The sequence below is a fragment of the Arthrobacter agilis genome, assembly GCF_006494655.1.
GTDB lineage: Bacteria > Actinomycetota > Actinomycetes > Actinomycetales > Micrococcaceae > Arthrobacter_D > Arthrobacter_D agilis.
The window spans coordinates 224,121-240,993 of sequence record NZ_VHIM01000001.1 but is presented as its reverse complement, the minus strand read 5'-3'; the positions used below and the strand labels follow the sequence as shown (position 1 = coordinate 240,993).

Annotated in this window: 8 protein-coding genes; all 8 read left to right on the top strand. The window is 68.9% G+C overall.

What is annotated here, in order from left to right; all coding sequences use genetic code 11:
* Window positions 1–157 precede the first annotated feature (157 nt).
* The 8 genes from FJV46_RS01065 to FJV46_RS01030 all read left to right on the top strand — a co-directional run bounded on the left by FJV46_RS01065 (window position 158) and on the right by FJV46_RS01030 (window position 16,810).
* Entirely contained in the window at window positions 158–2,788 is a 2,631-nt protein-coding gene (locus FJV46_RS01065; protein WP_087030938.1) for a helix-turn-helix transcriptional regulator, read from the top strand.
* Window positions 2,785–5,457, top strand: a complete 2,673-nt coding sequence (locus FJV46_RS01060) for a helix-turn-helix transcriptional regulator (protein WP_087030935.1) — start codon at window positions 2,785–2,787, stop codon at window positions 5,455–5,457. Before FJV46_RS01065 ends, FJV46_RS01060 begins: the two co-directional genes overlap by 4 nt.
* A gap of 470 nt (window positions 5,458–5,927) precedes the next feature.
* Entirely contained in the window at window positions 5,928–7,418 is a 1,491-nt protein-coding gene (locus tag FJV46_RS01055) for a sugar transferase (protein ID WP_087030932.1), read from the top strand.
* Between the two features lie 80 nt (window positions 7,419–7,498).
* Window positions 7,499–7,945: an FAD synthase family protein gene (locus FJV46_RS01050; protein ID WP_087030929.1), complete on the top strand. Its 447-nt coding sequence runs from the start codon at window positions 7,499–7,501 to the stop codon at window positions 7,943–7,945.
* Between the two features lie 64 nt (window positions 7,946–8,009).
* Window positions 8,010–9,182, top strand: coding sequence for a DUF1972 domain-containing protein (locus FJV46_RS01045; RefSeq protein WP_087031885.1), 1,173 nt, complete (start codon window positions 8,010–8,012; stop codon window positions 9,180–9,182).
* A gap of 218 nt (window positions 9,183–9,400) precedes the next feature.
* A complete protein-coding gene (locus FJV46_RS01040) occupies window positions 9,401–10,102 on the top strand; it encodes a DUF4352 domain-containing protein (protein WP_087030926.1) in 702 nt (233 codons plus the stop codon).
* A complete protein-coding gene (locus FJV46_RS01035; protein ID WP_087030923.1) occupies window positions 10,099–11,367 on the top strand; it encodes an MATE family efflux transporter in 1,269 nt (422 codons plus the stop codon). Before FJV46_RS01040 ends, FJV46_RS01035 begins: the two co-directional genes overlap by 4 nt.
* Entirely contained in the window at window positions 11,360–16,810 is a 5,451-nt protein-coding gene (locus FJV46_RS01030; RefSeq protein WP_087030920.1) for a PKD domain-containing protein, read from the top strand. The genes FJV46_RS01035 and FJV46_RS01030 overlap by 8 nt, the downstream gene beginning before the upstream one ends.
* Window positions 16,811–16,873 lie beyond the last annotated feature (63 nt).

Sequence of the window (16,873 nt, the reverse complement as noted above, 5' to 3'; positions counted from 1 at the left end):
CCGGCCTGCCGCCCGACGCGGGTGGCTACCTGTAATGTGGCTGCTCTAGGACGAGCGCTATGGGGCGAAACTTGATGCAATGGAGGAAACGGGCGGGTGACTGCGCGGCTGACCCGTCGGTGATCGACCGGGTCACGGCCCGGCACAGGCGTGCCCCGTGACGGTCGTCGACGGCCGGTGGCCCTTCGTGGGACGGGACGCCGAGGTCGCCGAGGTCGCCCGGATCTTCTCCGAGGAGGGCGCGAGCGGCGTCGTCCTGATCGGGGCATCGGGGCTCGGCAAGACCTTGATCGCCCAGCGGGTGATCAATGCCGTGTCATCCCAGTACGACCATCTCTACCTGCGTGGTTCATCGACCCACGCGACCACTCCCTACGGGGCGCTGAACGTCCTCATCGCAGAACTCGACGAGGCAACAGCCGCGTGCCCCCTCCTGGTCCTCAACGCGCTCCAGCGCCGCTTCGAGGTGCAGGGCGGCCGGCCGACGCTGATGCACATCGACGGCGTGCGAAACATCGACGAGCTCTCGGCGACGGTCATCGCCCACCTGGCCCGTGTGGGTGCGGTCCGCCTGCTCATCACCTGCGAGGAGATCCTCGATGCGCCGGGCGAGTTCTTCGACCTCTGGAAGGACGGCGTCCTGAAGCGGGTCGACCTCGAACCGTTGAGCCCTGACGCCGCCATGGAGATGCTCGCGACCGCCCTCGGAGCGCCGGTCTCCCGCTCCGCCTCGCAGGAGCTCTGGCTGGCGAGTGGGGGGAATCCCCGCTACCTCCAGCTGGCGGCCAAGGCCGACGTCGCATCCGGTCATCTCTTTCTCCTGGATGGCGTCTGGGTGTCCAGGGACAGCCCGCGGCTCGGCTCGGGACGTTCCGACACGGACTGGACCGCAGGCAAGCTCGCGGCACTCGACGGCGAGGACCGCGCGCTGCTCGAGGTCCTCGCCGTCGCGGGGCATCTCCCCGTGGCCGTCGCCCTCCAGGTGGCCGCGCCCGAGTCCCTCGACCGCTTCCAGCACGAGGGCCTGCTCGGGATCGGTCCCGAGGACAGGCCCATGGTCGGATTGGCCTACCAGGTGCTGGCGGACGTGGTCCGTGCCCAGCTGCTCTCGGGCGCCGGTCGACGCGCCCTCGAGGAGGTGGCCCAGCTCCGGCACGAGCCGTCGATCCCTGCAGCGAGCTGTACCGCGCTCGCCCGGTGGACGATGGATCAGGGCGCAACCCTCGAGGTCGACGAACTCACGCTGCTCGCCCGGATCGCGAACGACCACCGGATCGACGGAGCCGCCGAACGCTTCCTTCGAGCCGTCCCGCCGGGGCGGGAGACATGCGCAACGGAGACCGAACGCGCGCGTCGGCTCTGGCTCGACGGCCGGACCGGCGAGGCGCTCGACGCCGTCGACGCGATCATCGCAGCGTCGTCGGACGACACCCCGCTCCCCGACTGGGTGGAGATCCGTCTCCTCGCCGCGAGGCTGAGCATACGGACCCACGGCCGCGAACAGGACGCAGCAGCACACCTTCAGGACGTCAGGGGCCGGCTCGCGTCAGCGGACGCGCACGCGGTCGGTGAGCTGCTCGACAGGGCCGATCTCCTGCGGCTGGAGCTGGACTTCTTCGAGGGTGAACTGGAAGCCCTCCGCGAGCACGGCGCAGCCGTGCTGAGCGGCCGGTCGGATGAATCGGCGTGGAGCGCCGGCGTGCGCGGCCTCGTCGGCGTCGCGCAGGCGATGACGGGCTCGCCGGAGGCCGGTCTCAGCGCTGTCCGCACCGTCGCGGCTCGCCTCGAGACGTCGGGTGCGGGCACGCTGGACCAGGAGGCCGCGTCCGTCCGACTCTTCGGCGCGCTGCTCGTCTCGGGCCGCTGGGGCGAGGGACTCGCTCTCGCCCGGGCACGCAGCGACCAGCCGGGAGCGCTGGTCTTCGGCGGTTCCTCCGCCGAGTTCGCCGAAGGACTGCTGCTCGCGTTCCTCGGCCGCAGCAGGAAGGCGCTGGTCAAGCTCACGCCGGCCATCAGCCAGTTCCGCATGCGGGACCGCCATGGACTGCTGCCCCTCGCCGAGGCAGCGGCCGCCTATGCCCACGCGCTCGAGAACGACGCCGAGACGGCCGAGGACCACCTCCGCGCCATCGACCTCTCCAGTCAGCGGTATCCATGGCATCTCCGCGAGGCGGTCCAGTACTTCACCCTGCTCACCGAGGCGTGGCTGGATACTCCGGAGGTCGTCGTCACCGAGTTCGTCGAGCGGGCCGCCGACCTCGGCAGCAGGGGGTACCGGGGGGTCGAGCTCTTCTTCCTCTCCCAGGCCGTCCAGCTCGGTCGTCACGACGTCGCGGAATCGCTCGCTGCCTCGGCATCGGCGACCGACGGCCACTTCGCGCGACTGGTGGAATCATTCGCGAAGGCGCTGTCGTCCCAGGACCCCCGCGCCCTGAAGGAAGTGGCCAGGGCGGCTCTCGACAGCGACAACTACACCCTGGCCGGCGACATCGCCGCGCTCAGCGTGGAACACCTCGGTCCCACCGACGATCCGATGATCAGGGTGCACGCGGAGCAGATCCTCAGGAGGACCTCGACCCCTGCCCGCCGTCACGTGCGGCGGAAGCTGCTCAGCGAACGCGAGCGAGCCATCGCGCGGCTCGTGGCCCAGGGCGTCGCCAACAAGGACATCGCCCAGCAGGAGCACATCTCGCCCAGGACGGTCGAGGGGCACGTGCATCAGGTCATGACCAAACTCGGCCTCTCGAGCCGGAAACAACTCTCCCTGATCTTCGGACAGCAGCCGTGACCACCAGCGGTACCCGCTCGGCACTGGTGGGGCGCGACCGCCTCATCGAGGACGTTCGTGCAGCGCTCAGCGACCCCGCCGGGTTCGGCGCGATGCTCGTGGGGGAAGCCGGTGTCGGGAAGACCGCCGTGGCGCGCGCCGTCGTCGGACGTCTGCACTGGACGGCCCCGGTGCTGAGGGTGACCGGCGGCAGTTCGTTGCGCGCCATCCCCTTCGGCGCCCTGGCACCCTACCTGCACACGCTGTCCGTGACGGACGCCGATTCCCCCGTGGCGGTCCTCCGAGCCGTCATGGGGCATCTCGCCGCAGAGGGATCGAACCGTCCGGGCCGCCTCCCGCTGATCATCGTCGAAGATGCCCACGAGCTGGACGACAGCTCCACCTCGCTCCTCACGCAACTGATCAGTGCCCGCCGGGCCAAGGCACTGGTCCTGATCCGCACGTCGCCCAACGTCCCCGCGGAGTTCGGGACACTGGGCGCGGACGGTCTGCTGGCACGCTTCGATCTCCAGCCGCTCGACACCGACCAGGTGGCGCTGGTGTGCGCGCAGGTCCTCGGCGGGCCGGTACTGACGGGGACCTCGCTCGCGCTCGCCCTGCTCACCGGTGGCAATCCGCTGTTCCTGCGCACATTCCTCGAGCAGGCGAGGTCCGCGGGGCAACTCCGCAGCAGGAACGGTATCTGGCGCTTCGACGGAGACCGGTCGACGGTGCACCTGCGGATGGGCGACCTCGTCCGCGCTCGCTTCCGGTCACGAAGCAGCGACGACCACCGGGCGCTCGAACTCGTGGCGCTCGCGGAGCCGATCCCGCTCTCGGCAGTGACAGGCTGCGTCGATCCGGCCACCCTGCAGGCGCTGCTCGACGAACGCCTGCTCGCCGTGAGCCCCGACCAGGACGTTCGTCTGGCGTATCCGGTGTACGGCGATGTCCTCCGGGGGCAGGTCCCCGCTGCACGCAGGATCACGATCTGTCGACGGCTGCTGGAGGTCACGGACGAGGAGCCGGCCTCGTCGGAGGGATTCCTGCGCAGGGTCTCCTGGGGCCTCGAGACCGGCTCTCCGCCGGATGACCTGACACTCCTGCGAGCCGCCGCCGTGGCGAACGACCTCCGTGATCACGACCTCGCACTCCGTGCGGCCGGCGCCGTCTCGGCGCCCGGCTTCCGCGGGCGGGTGCTCATCGAAACCGCTCGCGCCCACATGGGTCGGGGCACGGTGGACTACGCGCACGAACTCGTCGACGAGGTTCTGCGACACTGTGGAGACCTGCAGGTCGCGAGGGACGCAACGCGGCTGTCCTTCGACCTCAAACTTCTGTCGGGTGCCTCCACCGCGGACCTCAGGGCTGACGTGGCCCGTTGGCGTTCCCTGATCACCGAGCTCGCACGGCCGGACGAGGCTTCTCCGACGGGCCAGGATCCGGCCGGCGACCAGCTGGGCTGCGCGGTCCTCGAGTGTCATGTCCTCATCCTCGAGGGCAGGTACGACGGCGTCGAGGAGACCCTGCGCGGCGTCTCCGAAGCACCGGGAGCCCCGGAGGAGACCCGCGCAGCGTCCCTGCTCCTGCTCGCCGAACTCCTCAGCAGCACCGGACGGGGGGAGGAGGGCAGGAGCTGTTCCGCGGAGGCCCTGGACCTCACCGACCGCGCCGGCGTGCAGCTGCTCACCCTGCGCGAGCGCGCCGTGGCCCGCCACGCGGTCATCCTCACGGGTCTCGGCCGGACGGCGGAGGCGGGCGACGTCCTCCGCTCCCACGCGCAGCTGCACCCGCTCACCATGCTGAACTTCGCCGGCTGGGGCGACGTCGTGGCCGGCATGACGGCCCTCCGGGCGGCACAGAACAGGCAGGCCCGCGATCGGTTCGTCCTGGCACTCGAAGCCCTGACGGACATCGACACCAGCCAGGTACGGACGCTCCTGGTCGGGTTGGCGGCCTATGCATCGGCACGTGCCGGCGACACGAGCCGGGCGCGGACACTGATCGAGGAGTTCGAGCACACGCCGCAGCGCGGGTCGCGCTCGATGCATCTGGGCGGCAGTATCTTCACCACGGCCGCCGCAAGCATCCTGGGGGATGCGCCCGCCGGACGCGAGGACCTGCTGCGCCTCGCATCCGTTGCCGAGAAGAACCAGATGAAGGAGCTGGCCGCGACAGCACTGAAGCTCTCCCTGCTCCTGGGTGATACCAACGCGATCACCCCGATGATCCGGGTGCTCGCCCAGTACGAAGGCCGGGAAGCGGCGACGCTCCTGGAGTACCTCAGGGCTGCGCAGGCCAGGAATGCCGAGGGGATGATCCTGGCGGCGAGCCGCGCCGGCGAGGACGGTGACGTGGCCTTCGAGTTTGCCGGCCTGTCACTCGCGCAGCAGTATGCCGGCGGTCAGTCGGCCGGTCGACGCAATCGCGCCGTCCAGCGCCGGCTCGTGGTTCTCGGCGAGCAACGTGAAGGCCCGGAAGCACAGTCGCTCACGTCCGCGTCCTCCGGCACGGGTGCAGCGCAACTCACTCCCACCGAACGCGCGATCGCGGCCCTCGTCAAGGAGGGCTATTCCAACCGCGACATCGCCGAGAAGAAGAACGTGTCGGTGCGGACCGTCGAGGGCCACCTGTACCGGATCTTCGCGAAGCTCGGCGTCAATCGCCGCGAGGACCTCCGCGACTCCTGACACGACTACCTACGTAGGACCTTAGGCCCGACCGTGGTGCCCACGAGTAGCGGGCGCGTAGTCCTCGCGTAAGCACTGCGTGAACAACAGGTAACCCGTACTCGTGTGCGTCATGACACCCATCCCTAGGATTTCCACAAGAGCTTTGGCAACAAAGCTGGGGAAATTTTGAAGAATTGGGTCTCACTCATGGGTCGTCCATCCTGCGGCACTCGCCTCTATCTACAGGTAGGCACTCACCAACACTTCCTCCCCGGATCGGGGGGCACCGACCGCTCCGTCGTGCCCGCCCGGATCTCCTGTTTCGCGACGGCAGCAACGGCCGCCACCACGAAGCACCCACGATCGGAGCCGGCGATGTCAGGACCTTCTGAGACCAAGGTCCGTCCCCAGCCGTCGTCGGCTCCCCAGAAGTACGACCGGAGCGTCGGAATCGACGACGCCGGTGCAACACCCGAAGGGGGATCGATATGACCCAGCTGCACAGCGCTCTCGGAAGCGTCGTCGCCACGAAGGGCATCGCCGCCGCGCACCAGCCGCTGTCGACGTCCGGCACCGCCTGGAGGCGTCGATACCGACTGTCGCTCCTCGCGACGGACTCCGTGCTGATCCTCGGCATCCTCCTGCTCACCGTCAATCTGCTGACCCTCGAGGCGAGCGTCGCGAGGATCGCAGACGTCCTCGGCCTCGGGGGAGCGATCGCCGCGGGCTGGATCTGTGCCATGTCGGTGTTCCGCACCCGGGATCCGCGCCTCATCGGAACGGGTGCAGGGGAGTACAAGCGGGTGGTACGGGCCAGTATCGCGACGTTCGCGGTCGCGGCCGTCCTGGTCGTCCTCCTGAACCTCGACCATTTCCGCGGCCTGCTGGTCCTCGCCCTGCCATCCGGGACGCTGCTCCTGCTGTCGAGCCGGTGGATGTGGCGCCAGTGGCTGCTGCGCCAGAGCCGCCTCGGCCACTACCTGTCGAAGGTCGTCGTGGTGGGGCGGCCGGCAGACGTCCGCTACGTCACGGCACAGCTCGCGAAGAAGTCCGGCGCCGCGTACGCGGTGGTCGGTGCGGTCTACGAGGGCAAGACGAACCCGGCTGCGCTCCGGACCGGGGACCGTCTCGTCCCCGTCGTGAGCGGACTGCGGAAGATCGAGGATTTCGTCGCCCACACAGGTGCCGACGCGGTCATCGTCGCCGGTCACCTCCGCAAGGGCAGCTCCTACATCCGCGAACTCGGATGGCGGCTCGAGGGCTCGTCGACCGAGCTGGTCCTGGCCTCGGCCCTCACCAATGTGGCAGGACCCCGCATCACGATGCGTCCCGTCGAGGGTCTTCCCCTGATGCACGTGGAGCTCCCGCAGTTCACCGGCGGGCGGCACCTCATGAAGCGTGCGCTCGACGTCGCGGTGTCCGCGGCAGCCCTGCTCGTCCTGGCGCCGCTCTTCCTGGCGCTGACCATCGCGATCCGCCGGGACACACCGGGGAAGGCTTTCTTCGTCCAGGAGCGTGCGGGAAAGGACTCGGCCGTCTTCAGGATGTTCAAGTTCCGATCCATGGTCACGACGGCGGAGGACGAACTCGAACTGCTCAAGGAACAGAACCAGGGCAACGGCGTCCTCTTCAAGCTGCGGGAGGACCCGCGGGTCACACGGGTCGGCGCGGTCATCCGCAAATACTCGCTCGACGAGCTGCCGCAGTTCTGGAACGTCCTCCGGGGCGACATGTCGCTGGTCGGACCGCGACCGCCACTCTTCAGCGAGGTCTCCGGTTACGAGGAGCACACGCGCCGACGGCTCCTGATCAAACCGGGGCTCACGGGCCTCTGGCAGGTCAGCGGCCGCTCCGACCTCGACTGGGAGGAAAGCGTGCGACTCGATCTGTACTACGTGGAGAACTGGTCGGTCACCGGAGACCTGATCATCATGTGGCGGACCTTCAAGGTCATGCTCAAACCCGTCGGCGCCTACTGATGCGCACCGACCAGTCCTCGTCCGATCTCTCCGCGCCGGCGGACGCTCCCGCATCGCACCCCGGCAGCAAAGGAAGCTCCATGGGAATCCGTATCGGTTATGCAGCCGGCGCCTTCGATCTGTTCCACGTCGGTCACCTCAACCTCCTCCGGCATGCGAAGAGCGAGTGCGACTTCCTGATCGCCGGGGTCGTCTCGGACGAACTGCTCCAGAAGAACAAGGGCAGGACCCCGGTGATCCCCCTCATCGAGCGACTGGAGATCGTGCAGAGCGTCCAGTTCGTGGATCGCGCCGTCGCCGAGACCGAGCCGACCAAGCTCGACATGTGGAAGCAACTGGGATTCAACGTCTTCTTCAAGGGAGATGACTGGAAAGGCACGCCCCAGGGTCTCGCCCTCGAGGAGACCTTCGGCAGGGTGGGCGTCGAGGTCGTCTACTTCCCCTACACCGTCCACACCTCGAGTACCTTCCTCCGGCGGACCCTGGAGCTCCTCAACGCTCCTGCGGTCCACGAAGCCGCCCGCTGAACCAACACACACCGTGCAGGGCTCCCTCCCGGGGGAGTCCGCACACCACGTCTGGGAGCCCGCCATGCATCAGTTGTCTCACTCGAAGCCCCTCCGAATAGCCCTCGTCGGCACGCGCGGCGTCCCTGCCCGCTACGGGGGCTTCGAGACAGCGGTCGAGGAGGTGGGTCAACGTCTGGCCGCCCTCGGGCACGACGTCGTCGTCTACTGCAGGACGACCGAAGGCGCCGAGGCCGAGACCGAGTACAAGGGCATGCGGCTGGTGCATCTACCGGCACTCAAGAAGCGGTCACTCGAGACGCTGAGCCACACGGGCCTGTCGGCAGGACATCTGTTCTTCCGGCGCCCGGATGTCGCGATCGTCTTCAACTCCGCGAACTCGCCCTGGCTGCCGGTCCTGCGTGCGGCGGGCATCCCGGTGGCGACGCACGTCGACGGCCTCGAGTGGAAGCGCGCCAAATGGGGAACCGTGGGGAAGCGCTACTACCGGGTGGCCGAATCCCTCGCGGTCCGATGGTCGGACGCCCTCATCGCTGATGCCGCCGGCATCCAGGACTACTACCGCGCCGAGTTCGGCGTGGAGAGCACCTATCTTGCCTACGGTGCCCCCATCCTCGAGGGCGGAGCCTCGGACCGACTCGCGGAGATGGATCTCGAGCCGGGTCGGTACCACCTCGTGGTCGCCCGCTTCGAGCCGGAGAACCATGTCCACGTGATCGTCGAGGGGTATGTGAGGAGCGAGGCCACGCTTCCACTCGTGGTCGTGGGGTTAGCGCCCTACGCGGACGAGTACACACGGCGGATCGAGTCGCTGGGGGACCGGCGGGTGCGCTTCGTCGGAGGGATCTGGGACCAGGAGTTGCTGGACCAGCTCTACGCCAACGCGCGGATCTACTGGCACGGTCATTCGGTGGGTGGCACGAACCCGTCGCTGCTGCGCGCCATGGGAGCCGGCGTCGCGACGAATGCGTTCGACGTGAACTTCAACCGTGAGGTGCTCGGGAGCAACGGCGAATACTTCTCGGGTCCCGCCGACATCCCCGACCTCGTGCATGCCTCGGAGGCGTCGGAGTCGGACACGGTTCTCAGGGGAAAGAAGTCCCAGACCGATGCCCTCGCCTACGACTGGGACCGCGTCGCCGAAGGCTACGAGCAGCTGTGCGCCGAGCTTGCAGGCCGGCGCGGAGCGAGGGGGCGCCGGTCGGGTGCCTTCCCGCTGGACCGAGCCGGCTCGTAGGCGCTCGATCAGCGCAACGAACTGCCGCCGTGCCCTCCCCGGCGATCCCGCGCGCCGCCGCCGGCGGGCGGGGCGCCACGATCCCTGAGCTGCGGGTGGTTCCGGGCTCCGATCCGCGCGACGACAGGTAGTTACTACTCGTGTATTGATGTGGCCCCGATTCTAGGCTGTCCACAGTTTGTTCGTCCTCTCGGGGCGCATCGAAAGATTGGTCTCACATGAACCGCAGTCACACGGCACACCGCCGCCCCGGCGTCCCACGCCGTCTCGCAGGAACCGTACTCGTCCTCCTGTCCTTCAGCGCGCTCGTCACCGGGTGCAGCGGCGGGCAGGACGAGGCCGGTGACGATCCGGCAGCGACTGCCTCCCCTGCTGCATCGGCGTCGGCGAGTCCCGCCGACCCGCAGCCCGGGCCGGACCCCGGTGAAACCGGCGGTCCGGCAGGGGGGCCGGCCTTCGAGCCTGCGTCGAGTGGACCACCGGAGGTGGACAGAGGTGAAGGATCGTCGCTCCGGCAGGAGTCCGTCGATCCTGTCACCTTCGCGGACGAGGCCACCTGGAGCGATGGACTGTCGGCCACGACCGGCGGCTTCGCCCGGGGGACGATCACGGCGACCGGGGTCGGGGCGGTCACGGGGGCCGACTACGTCGCCATCGACGTCGACGTGAAGAACCTCTCCGACGAGGAGATCCCCCTCGACTCCGTGGTGGCGACGCTCCTCGTCGGGGACGAGGCACTGCCCGCAGCTCCGGCCTACGACGTCGAGGCAGCCGCGGACCTCTCGGGGACCCTTGCACCCGGAGACACGGCCACCGGCACCTACGTGTTCCAGGTCGGCCAGGACATCGGCGCGGCCACCTTCTACCTCGACGTGGACGGCGACCACGCCGTCGCCACCTTCAGCGGCAGCTTCGAATGAGGCAGCGCATCGCGCGGCTCCTGCCGGCCGGACTCGCAGCGCTCGCCCCCTGCACCCAGGCCATCGGGAGCATGCTCCTGATCCTCGTGGCGAGCAGAAGCATCGATCTCGCGGGAGTCGGCCTGTTCAGCCTCCTCTACGGGATCTTCGTGCTGGGGTCAGGCCTGGTCAGCGGTTTCGTCGGTGACAGCATGACCGTGCTCGACCGTCGGGACCCGGCGGTCAGGGGAGCGCTCGAGGTGTGGTTCCTCCTGCTGGCCACGTCCATCTCGGTGGTCGTCGCTGTCGCGAGCTTCGTCGCCGGCTTCACGGGTCCCGCAGGGTCGGTGATCGTCGGCCTGGCCGCCTTCGCCTTCATCGGCGAGGAGATCGTGCGGCGCCACCACATGATCACGCTGAGCTTCGGTCGGGTCACCCTGGTGGACGTCACGATGATCCTCGGCTCGGCCGTCCTCCTCCTGGTCGCGGCGCGTGACGGACTGGAGATGATCGACTTCATCCTTGCCGTCCTGGTGGGCCAGACGGCCGGAGCCCTCGCCGGGCTCCTCGCTCTGCCCCGGGCAGAGCGGTATCTCGTGCCCCTTCGCAGGGCCGCCCTCCGCCGGGTGGCGGCGTTCGGTGTGTGGCGCGCCGCCCAGCAGGGTCTGCGGCCGGCGCTCCTTGCGAGCATCCGCTTCGTCGTCATCGTCGTCGTCGGTCTCGCCGCGGCCGGAGAACTCGAGATCGCCCGCGTCTACGCGGCACCCGGGCTCCTCCTGGTCGGAGGGTTCTCCTCATTCCTGTTCTCCTCCTACGCCCGCGACTCCTCACGGCCCCTGCACGAGCTGCTCCGTCGCGCGGATCGTGCAGTGGTCGCCCTGACCGTGTTCACCGTCGTCGGATCGACCGCGGCGCTCCTCCTGCTGCCGGTGGCCGGTCCGCTGCTCACCGGGCGGGCACCCGATCCGCTGGCCGTGACCGGATGGCTGTGCCTGGCCCTCGGGATCGGCCTCAGCATCCCCTACGGCTCGCTCGCAGCCGTGCGGGGCAAGGCATCCACGGTGTTCGCCGTCCGGTTGACGGAGACCGTCCTGTCGCTGGCTCTGGCCACCGCGGCGGTCGCGGTGTCCGGCTCCTTCGTCCTCGCGCCCCTGTGCGCCGCGGCCGGCTCGCTCGCCGGGGCCGCCTTCCTTCGTCTTTTCGTCCTCGCATCACCCATGCATACCGAGTACCCGTCCACCCCATCCTCCGCTCCGCAGAAAAGGCGGTCTGAGACGCATGTCTGAGCCCAGAGCACCACGTAACGTCCACTCCCGTCCCTGGCTCGTGTCGCGTGTGGCGAAGGCCATCGCCACGTTTTCCGTCAGCGTGGTCCTCGCCTCATCCTTCGCTGCTCTGCCGGCGCAGGCCGTCGATCCGGTCGTCGCGCCCGTCCCCGCGACGCTCCCGACGACGGTCAGCGCCGACTCGCTCGTCGCCCCCCAGATCAACGGCGTGGTCTGGTCGACCGCCGTCGACGGCAACATCGCCTACGCGGTCGGCAGTTTCACGCGCGCCCGGCCGTCGGGGGTGGCCGTCGGCGGTGCCGGGGAGGTCGTCCGGAACAACGCCATGGCCTTCAACATCGATACGGGAGCCATCCTCGCGTGGAACCCGAATCTCAACGCGCAGGCCCGGGCCATCGAACTGACGAGTGACCGGAAGCAGCTCTTCATCGGAGGGGACTTCACCACGGTCAGCGGTCAGGCGCGCAGCAAGATCGCGGCGTTCACGACCGCGACAGGTGCGCTGGACCCGACGTTCAAGTCCTCCGCGTCGGGGAGTGTCTACGGGATCGCCGTGACGGGTGACCGGGTGTTCTTCGGCGGATCCTTCGCGAACGCAGGAGGGTCCTCGCGCTCGAACGTCGCCGCCGTCGCCCGCACCACGGGCGCTCTCCTGCCGTGGGCACCGGACGCCACCGGCATGGTGCAGTCCATCGTCGCTGCCCCGGACAACAGCCGCGTCGTCCTCGGCGGGCGTTTCCAGCAGCTGAACGGTGCCCGCCAGATCGGCGTCGGCGCCGTCGACGGCGTCTCCGGAGCGAACCAGGCCTGGTCGAGCACGCCGATCCCGGCGGCCGCGGGCACCAGTTCCTCATGGGTGACGCAGATGGTCCTTCGCGACGGGGTCGTGTACGCAGGCGCCAATGGGGACGGAGGCCACTGGTTCGACGGACGCTTCGCCGCTGATTTCGCGACGGGTGACCTCATCTGGCTCGACAACTGCTACGGGTCCACGAGCGACGTCTCGGTCATGGGGGACATCATGTATTTCGTCTCCCACGCGCACGACTGCGCATCTGTCGGGAGCTTCCCCGAGGAGAACCCGCAGATCTGGCGGCGGCTGATGGGGAACACGACCTACGCGACGGGCACCGACCAGGCGCCGCCGGGCAGCAACAGCCTCTACTCGGGCCAGCCCACCCCCACCCAGCTCCACTGGTACCCGTCGATCAATACGGGCTTCTACACGAACCAGTACCAGGGCGGCTGGGCGATGGACAACAACGGCACGAAGGTCGTGGTCGGCGGGGAATTCACCACCGTCAACGGAGTGGCCCAGCAGGGTCTCGCCGTCTTCGGGCCGAGGACCGTCGCACCGAACAAGATCCGTCCGGAGTACACGACGGCCCTCAAGCCGACCGCCGTCTCCCTGGAGGCCGGATCGGTCCGCGTCGCCTGGCCCACCACGTGGGACTACGACGACGAGAAGCTCACCTACGAACTCCTGCGAGACAACAGCCTCACCGCGATCACGACGATCACCGAGCCCTCGAGCTGGTGGAAGGTCAAGACCCTGGGGTACTTCGACACCTCGCGCACCGCAGGAGCGACCCACACCTACCGGGTCCGGGTCAAGGATGCGGCCGGCAACGAGTACATCGGTCCGAGGTCGGACCCCGTGACGGTGGGAGCGGGAACCCGCAGTGCCTATGCCGACCTCATCGCGAAGGACGGCGCTTCGGCGTACTTCCCCCTGAACGAACAGTCCGGCAGCTCCTTCGTCGACAACATCGGCTTCAACGATGCGGTCGCCGGCACAGGGCTGACCCGCGGCGTGGAGGGCTTCATGCCGTCCACCACCACGACCCGTTTCGACGGGACGGCCGGCGCGTTCGGAGCGACCAGCACGGTCGAGCCCGGGCCCGACACCTTCACGGTCGAGGCGTGGATCCGCACGGAGTCGACGAAGGGCGGCAAGATCATCGGATTCGGCAACGCGAAGACCGGTGACTCCAGCAAGAATGATCGGCACGTCTACATGTCGAACGACGGCCGCATCACCTTCGGCGTGTACAACGGGGCGACGTCGACCCTCCGCACCGCCGGGGCGTACAACGATGGCAAGTGGCACCTGATTACAGCGTCGATGGGCGCGGACGGCATGACGCTGTACGTCGACGGGCTGCGCGAGGCGGCTCGGGCCGACGTCACCGCCGGACAGGTATACCGCGGGTATTGGAGGATCGGCGGGGACAACCTGAATGGGTGGCCCAACTCGCCCAGCTCCAGCCGGTTCGCCGGTGACATCGACGAAGTGGCGCTCTACCCTGCTGTCCTGGACCGTCGTGTGGTGCTCAACCACTTCACGGCGAGCGGCCGGACCGCGGCAGTGCCCGCGCCGGCCACCGATGCCTACGGCAAAGCCGTCGATGCGGACGATCCGGCCCTGTTCTGGCGCCTCGACGACTCGGGCTCCGGGAACGCTGCCGATTCCTCCACCTCGCGGACCGAAGGACTGGTGGGCGGCAACGTCACCCGCGAGGCCACCGGCGTCGTGAAGGGTGTCGCCACGAAGGCGTTCGCCTTCGACGGCACCAGTGGCATGACGGCTGCAACGAAGTCCACGGACAACCCCCGGGTCTACTCCGTCGAGGCCTGGTTCAAGACGGACACCCGCCGCGGCGGGAAGATCATCGGCTTCGGCAACGCCAACACGGGCCTGTCCGGCAGCTACGACCGCCACGTGTACATGGAGGATTCGGGCAAGCTGATCTTCGGGACCTACACGGGCCAGACCAACACCATCCAGACGGCGGCGACCTACAACGACAACGAGTGGCACCACGTGGTGGCCAGCCAATCGGCGGCAGGCATGAAGCTCTACGTCGACGGCGCGATCGTCGGTACGAATCCGCAGACCGGAGCGCAGGCCTACACCGGCTTCTGGCGGATCGGCGGGGACCGCACCTGGGGCTCCAGCAGCGCCTTCTTCGCGGGATCCATCGATGAGATCGCCGTGTATCCGCAGGAGCTGTCCGGGGAGAGGGTGAAGGCGCACTACGAGATCGTCGTCCCGCCGAACAAGCTCCCGGTCTCCGCGTTCACCTCGGAGGTCGATGACCTCAACGTCGTGCTCGACGGCAACGGCAGCAGCGACCCGGACGGAACCGTCACCGGATGGTCCTGGTCCTTCGGGGACGGGACGACGGCGGAGGGAGCGCGCGTCCAGCACGCCTACCCGAAGGCAGGCTCCTACGAGGTGTCACTCACCGTGACGGACAACCGCGGAGGGAAGGCGACCACCACGAAGACCGTCTCGGCCTCGGCGCCGAACGTCCTTCCCGTCGCCGACCTCCAGGCCACGCAAACCGGCCTCTCCGTCGCGTTCGGCGCCTCCGGGTCGAAGGATCCCGACGGCTCCATCGCGTCGTACAGCTGGGACTTCGGGGACGGCGCGACGGCGGACGGCCCGACGTCGACCCACCTGTTCGGACGCGACGGGACCTACACGGTGACCCTGGTGGTCGTCGACGACCGTGGCGGCCGGACCAGTACCGAGCGCCGGATCCAGGTGAGCAACGCGGCACCCGTCGCAACGTTCGACACGACGAGCACGGGTCTGGACGGGCGCTTCGACGCGAGCGGGTCGACGGATTCCGACGGCTCGATCACGGCATACGGCTGGGACTTCGGGGACGGCTCGACCGGCACCGGTGCCGTTGCCGACCACCGGTTCGCGGCCTCCGGCTCCTACGAGGTCACGCTGACGGTGACGGACGACAAGGGGCTGACCGGCCGGTTCGCCTCGACCGTGGATGTCACCCGGGTCAACCAGTCGCCGACGGCAGGTTTCCAGGTCTCGACGACCGATCTCCGCGTCACGGTGGACGGCTCCGAGACGACCGACGCCGACGGCACGATCGCCGGCTACGCCTGGACGTTCGGGGACGGGGCGACGGCGACGGGGCGGACCGCACAGCACGCCTACGCCGCCGCCGGTTCCTACGAGGTGACGCTCACCGTGACGGACAACGACGGGGCGACGGCGAGCGTGACCAGGACGGTCACGGCGCAGGTAGCACCGCCGGCCAGCCCGACGGCCACGTTCTCCGTCCGCACCGACAACCTCTCCGCATCGTTCAGCGGTGCGGGAAGCACGAGCCCGAACGGGGCGATCTCGGATTACTCGTGGACCTTCGGTGACGGTACGACCGGCACCGGCGCCGAGCCGTCGCACGTCTACCGTGCTGCCGGCACGTACGACGTGACACTGACGGTCACGGACGGGCGTGGCGCGAAGGCCTCGACGACGCAATCCGTGTCGGTATCACCCCAGTTGCTCGCCGCGTTCGACGCGAGCACCCTCGGCCGGAAGCTGACAGTCGATGCCACGTCCTCCACGGGGACCGTCGCCGGCTACGCCTGGGACTTCGGGGACGGGACCAAAGGAGTCGGCGCGACGCCCACGCACCGGTTCGCTGCAGACGGCGCCTACAGCGTGGTCCTCACGGTGACGGATGCCGCCGGCCGAACGGCGACGACGGAGAAGACCGTCACGGTCGCCAACAGCCTGCCGACCAGTTCGTTCACCCCTGCGGTGTCCGGGCTGGACCTCACGGTCGACGCCGCCCGGTCCACGGACGTCGAATCCGCCGTGCTCTCGTACAGCTGGTCGTTCGGGGACGGGGCGACGGCCACAGGGAAGCTCGCGAGCCACACCTACGCCGCTGCCGGCACCTACACGGTCGCACTCGTCGTCCGCGACGAGGACGGCGGTGAGGCCCGGTCCGAGCAGCGTCTGATCGTCGAGGTGCCGGTCATCGAGCCGCGGGCGTTCGCGACCGACGCCTTCGCCAGGGTCCTCGGCTCGGGCTGGGGCAGCGCAGACGTCGGCGGGGCGTACTCCTACTCGGGCACGCTCGCCAACTTCTCGGTCGCCAACGGGAAGGGGCAGCTCCGCATGGGTTCCGCGGGTGCCGGACCCTCCGTCTACCTGAACTCGGTGTCCTCGACCGATACGGAGGTCCGTACGACCATCTCCCTGGACAAGGTGGCCACCGGGGGAGGGGTGCACCAGTCGTTCCTGGTGCGCGACGTGACCGGGGCGGGTGCTTACACGGCGAAACTGCAGTTCCAGCCGAATGGGTCGGTGACCGGTTTCCTGCTCCGCAAGGACACCATCCTCGTGAACCAGACGGTCATCTCCTCACTGGACTACACCCAGGGGAAGGAACTGGTGGTCAGGGCCCAGGCGGTCGGCACCTCGCCGACGGTCATCCGCATGAAGGTCTGGCCGGTCGGCACCGCGGAGCCGGCGAGCTGGCAGCTGTCCACGAGCGACGCGGCAGCCGACTTCCAGAAGCCGGGGCGTGCCGGCTTCACGTCCTACCTCTCGGGGTCCGCGACGAATGCCCCCGTGGTCGCGCGCTACGACGATGTGTGGGTCGGGGAGGCGCGTCCGTAGCCGCCCGCCGGCATCACCCGGCAGAATATCCGTTGGACGACAATTCGACGTCCGTACACACCG

Bases quoted from the DNA above. Each gene is read 5' to 3' on its own strand.
- FJV46_RS01055 (WP_087030932.1), top strand. From the start codon at position 5,928: ATGACCCAGCTGCACAGCGCTCTCGGAAGCGTCGTCGCCACGAAGGGC.
- FJV46_RS01050 (WP_087030929.1), top strand. From the start codon at position 7,499: ATGGGAATCCGTATCGGTTATGCAGCCGGCGCCTTCGATCTGTTCCAC.
- FJV46_RS01045 (WP_087031885.1), top strand. From the start codon at position 8,010: ATGCATCAGTTGTCTCACTCGAAGCCCCTCCGAATAGCCCTCGTCGGC.
- FJV46_RS01040 (WP_087030926.1), top strand. From the start codon at position 9,401: ATGAACCGCAGTCACACGGCACACCGCCGCCCCGGCGTCCCACGCCGT.
- FJV46_RS01035 (WP_087030923.1), top strand. From the start codon at position 10,099: ATGAGGCAGCGCATCGCGCGGCTCCTGCCGGCCGGACTCGCAGCGCTC.
- FJV46_RS01030 (WP_087030920.1), top strand. From the start codon at position 11,360: ATGTCTGAGCCCAGAGCACCACGTAACGTCCACTCCCGTCCCTGGCTC.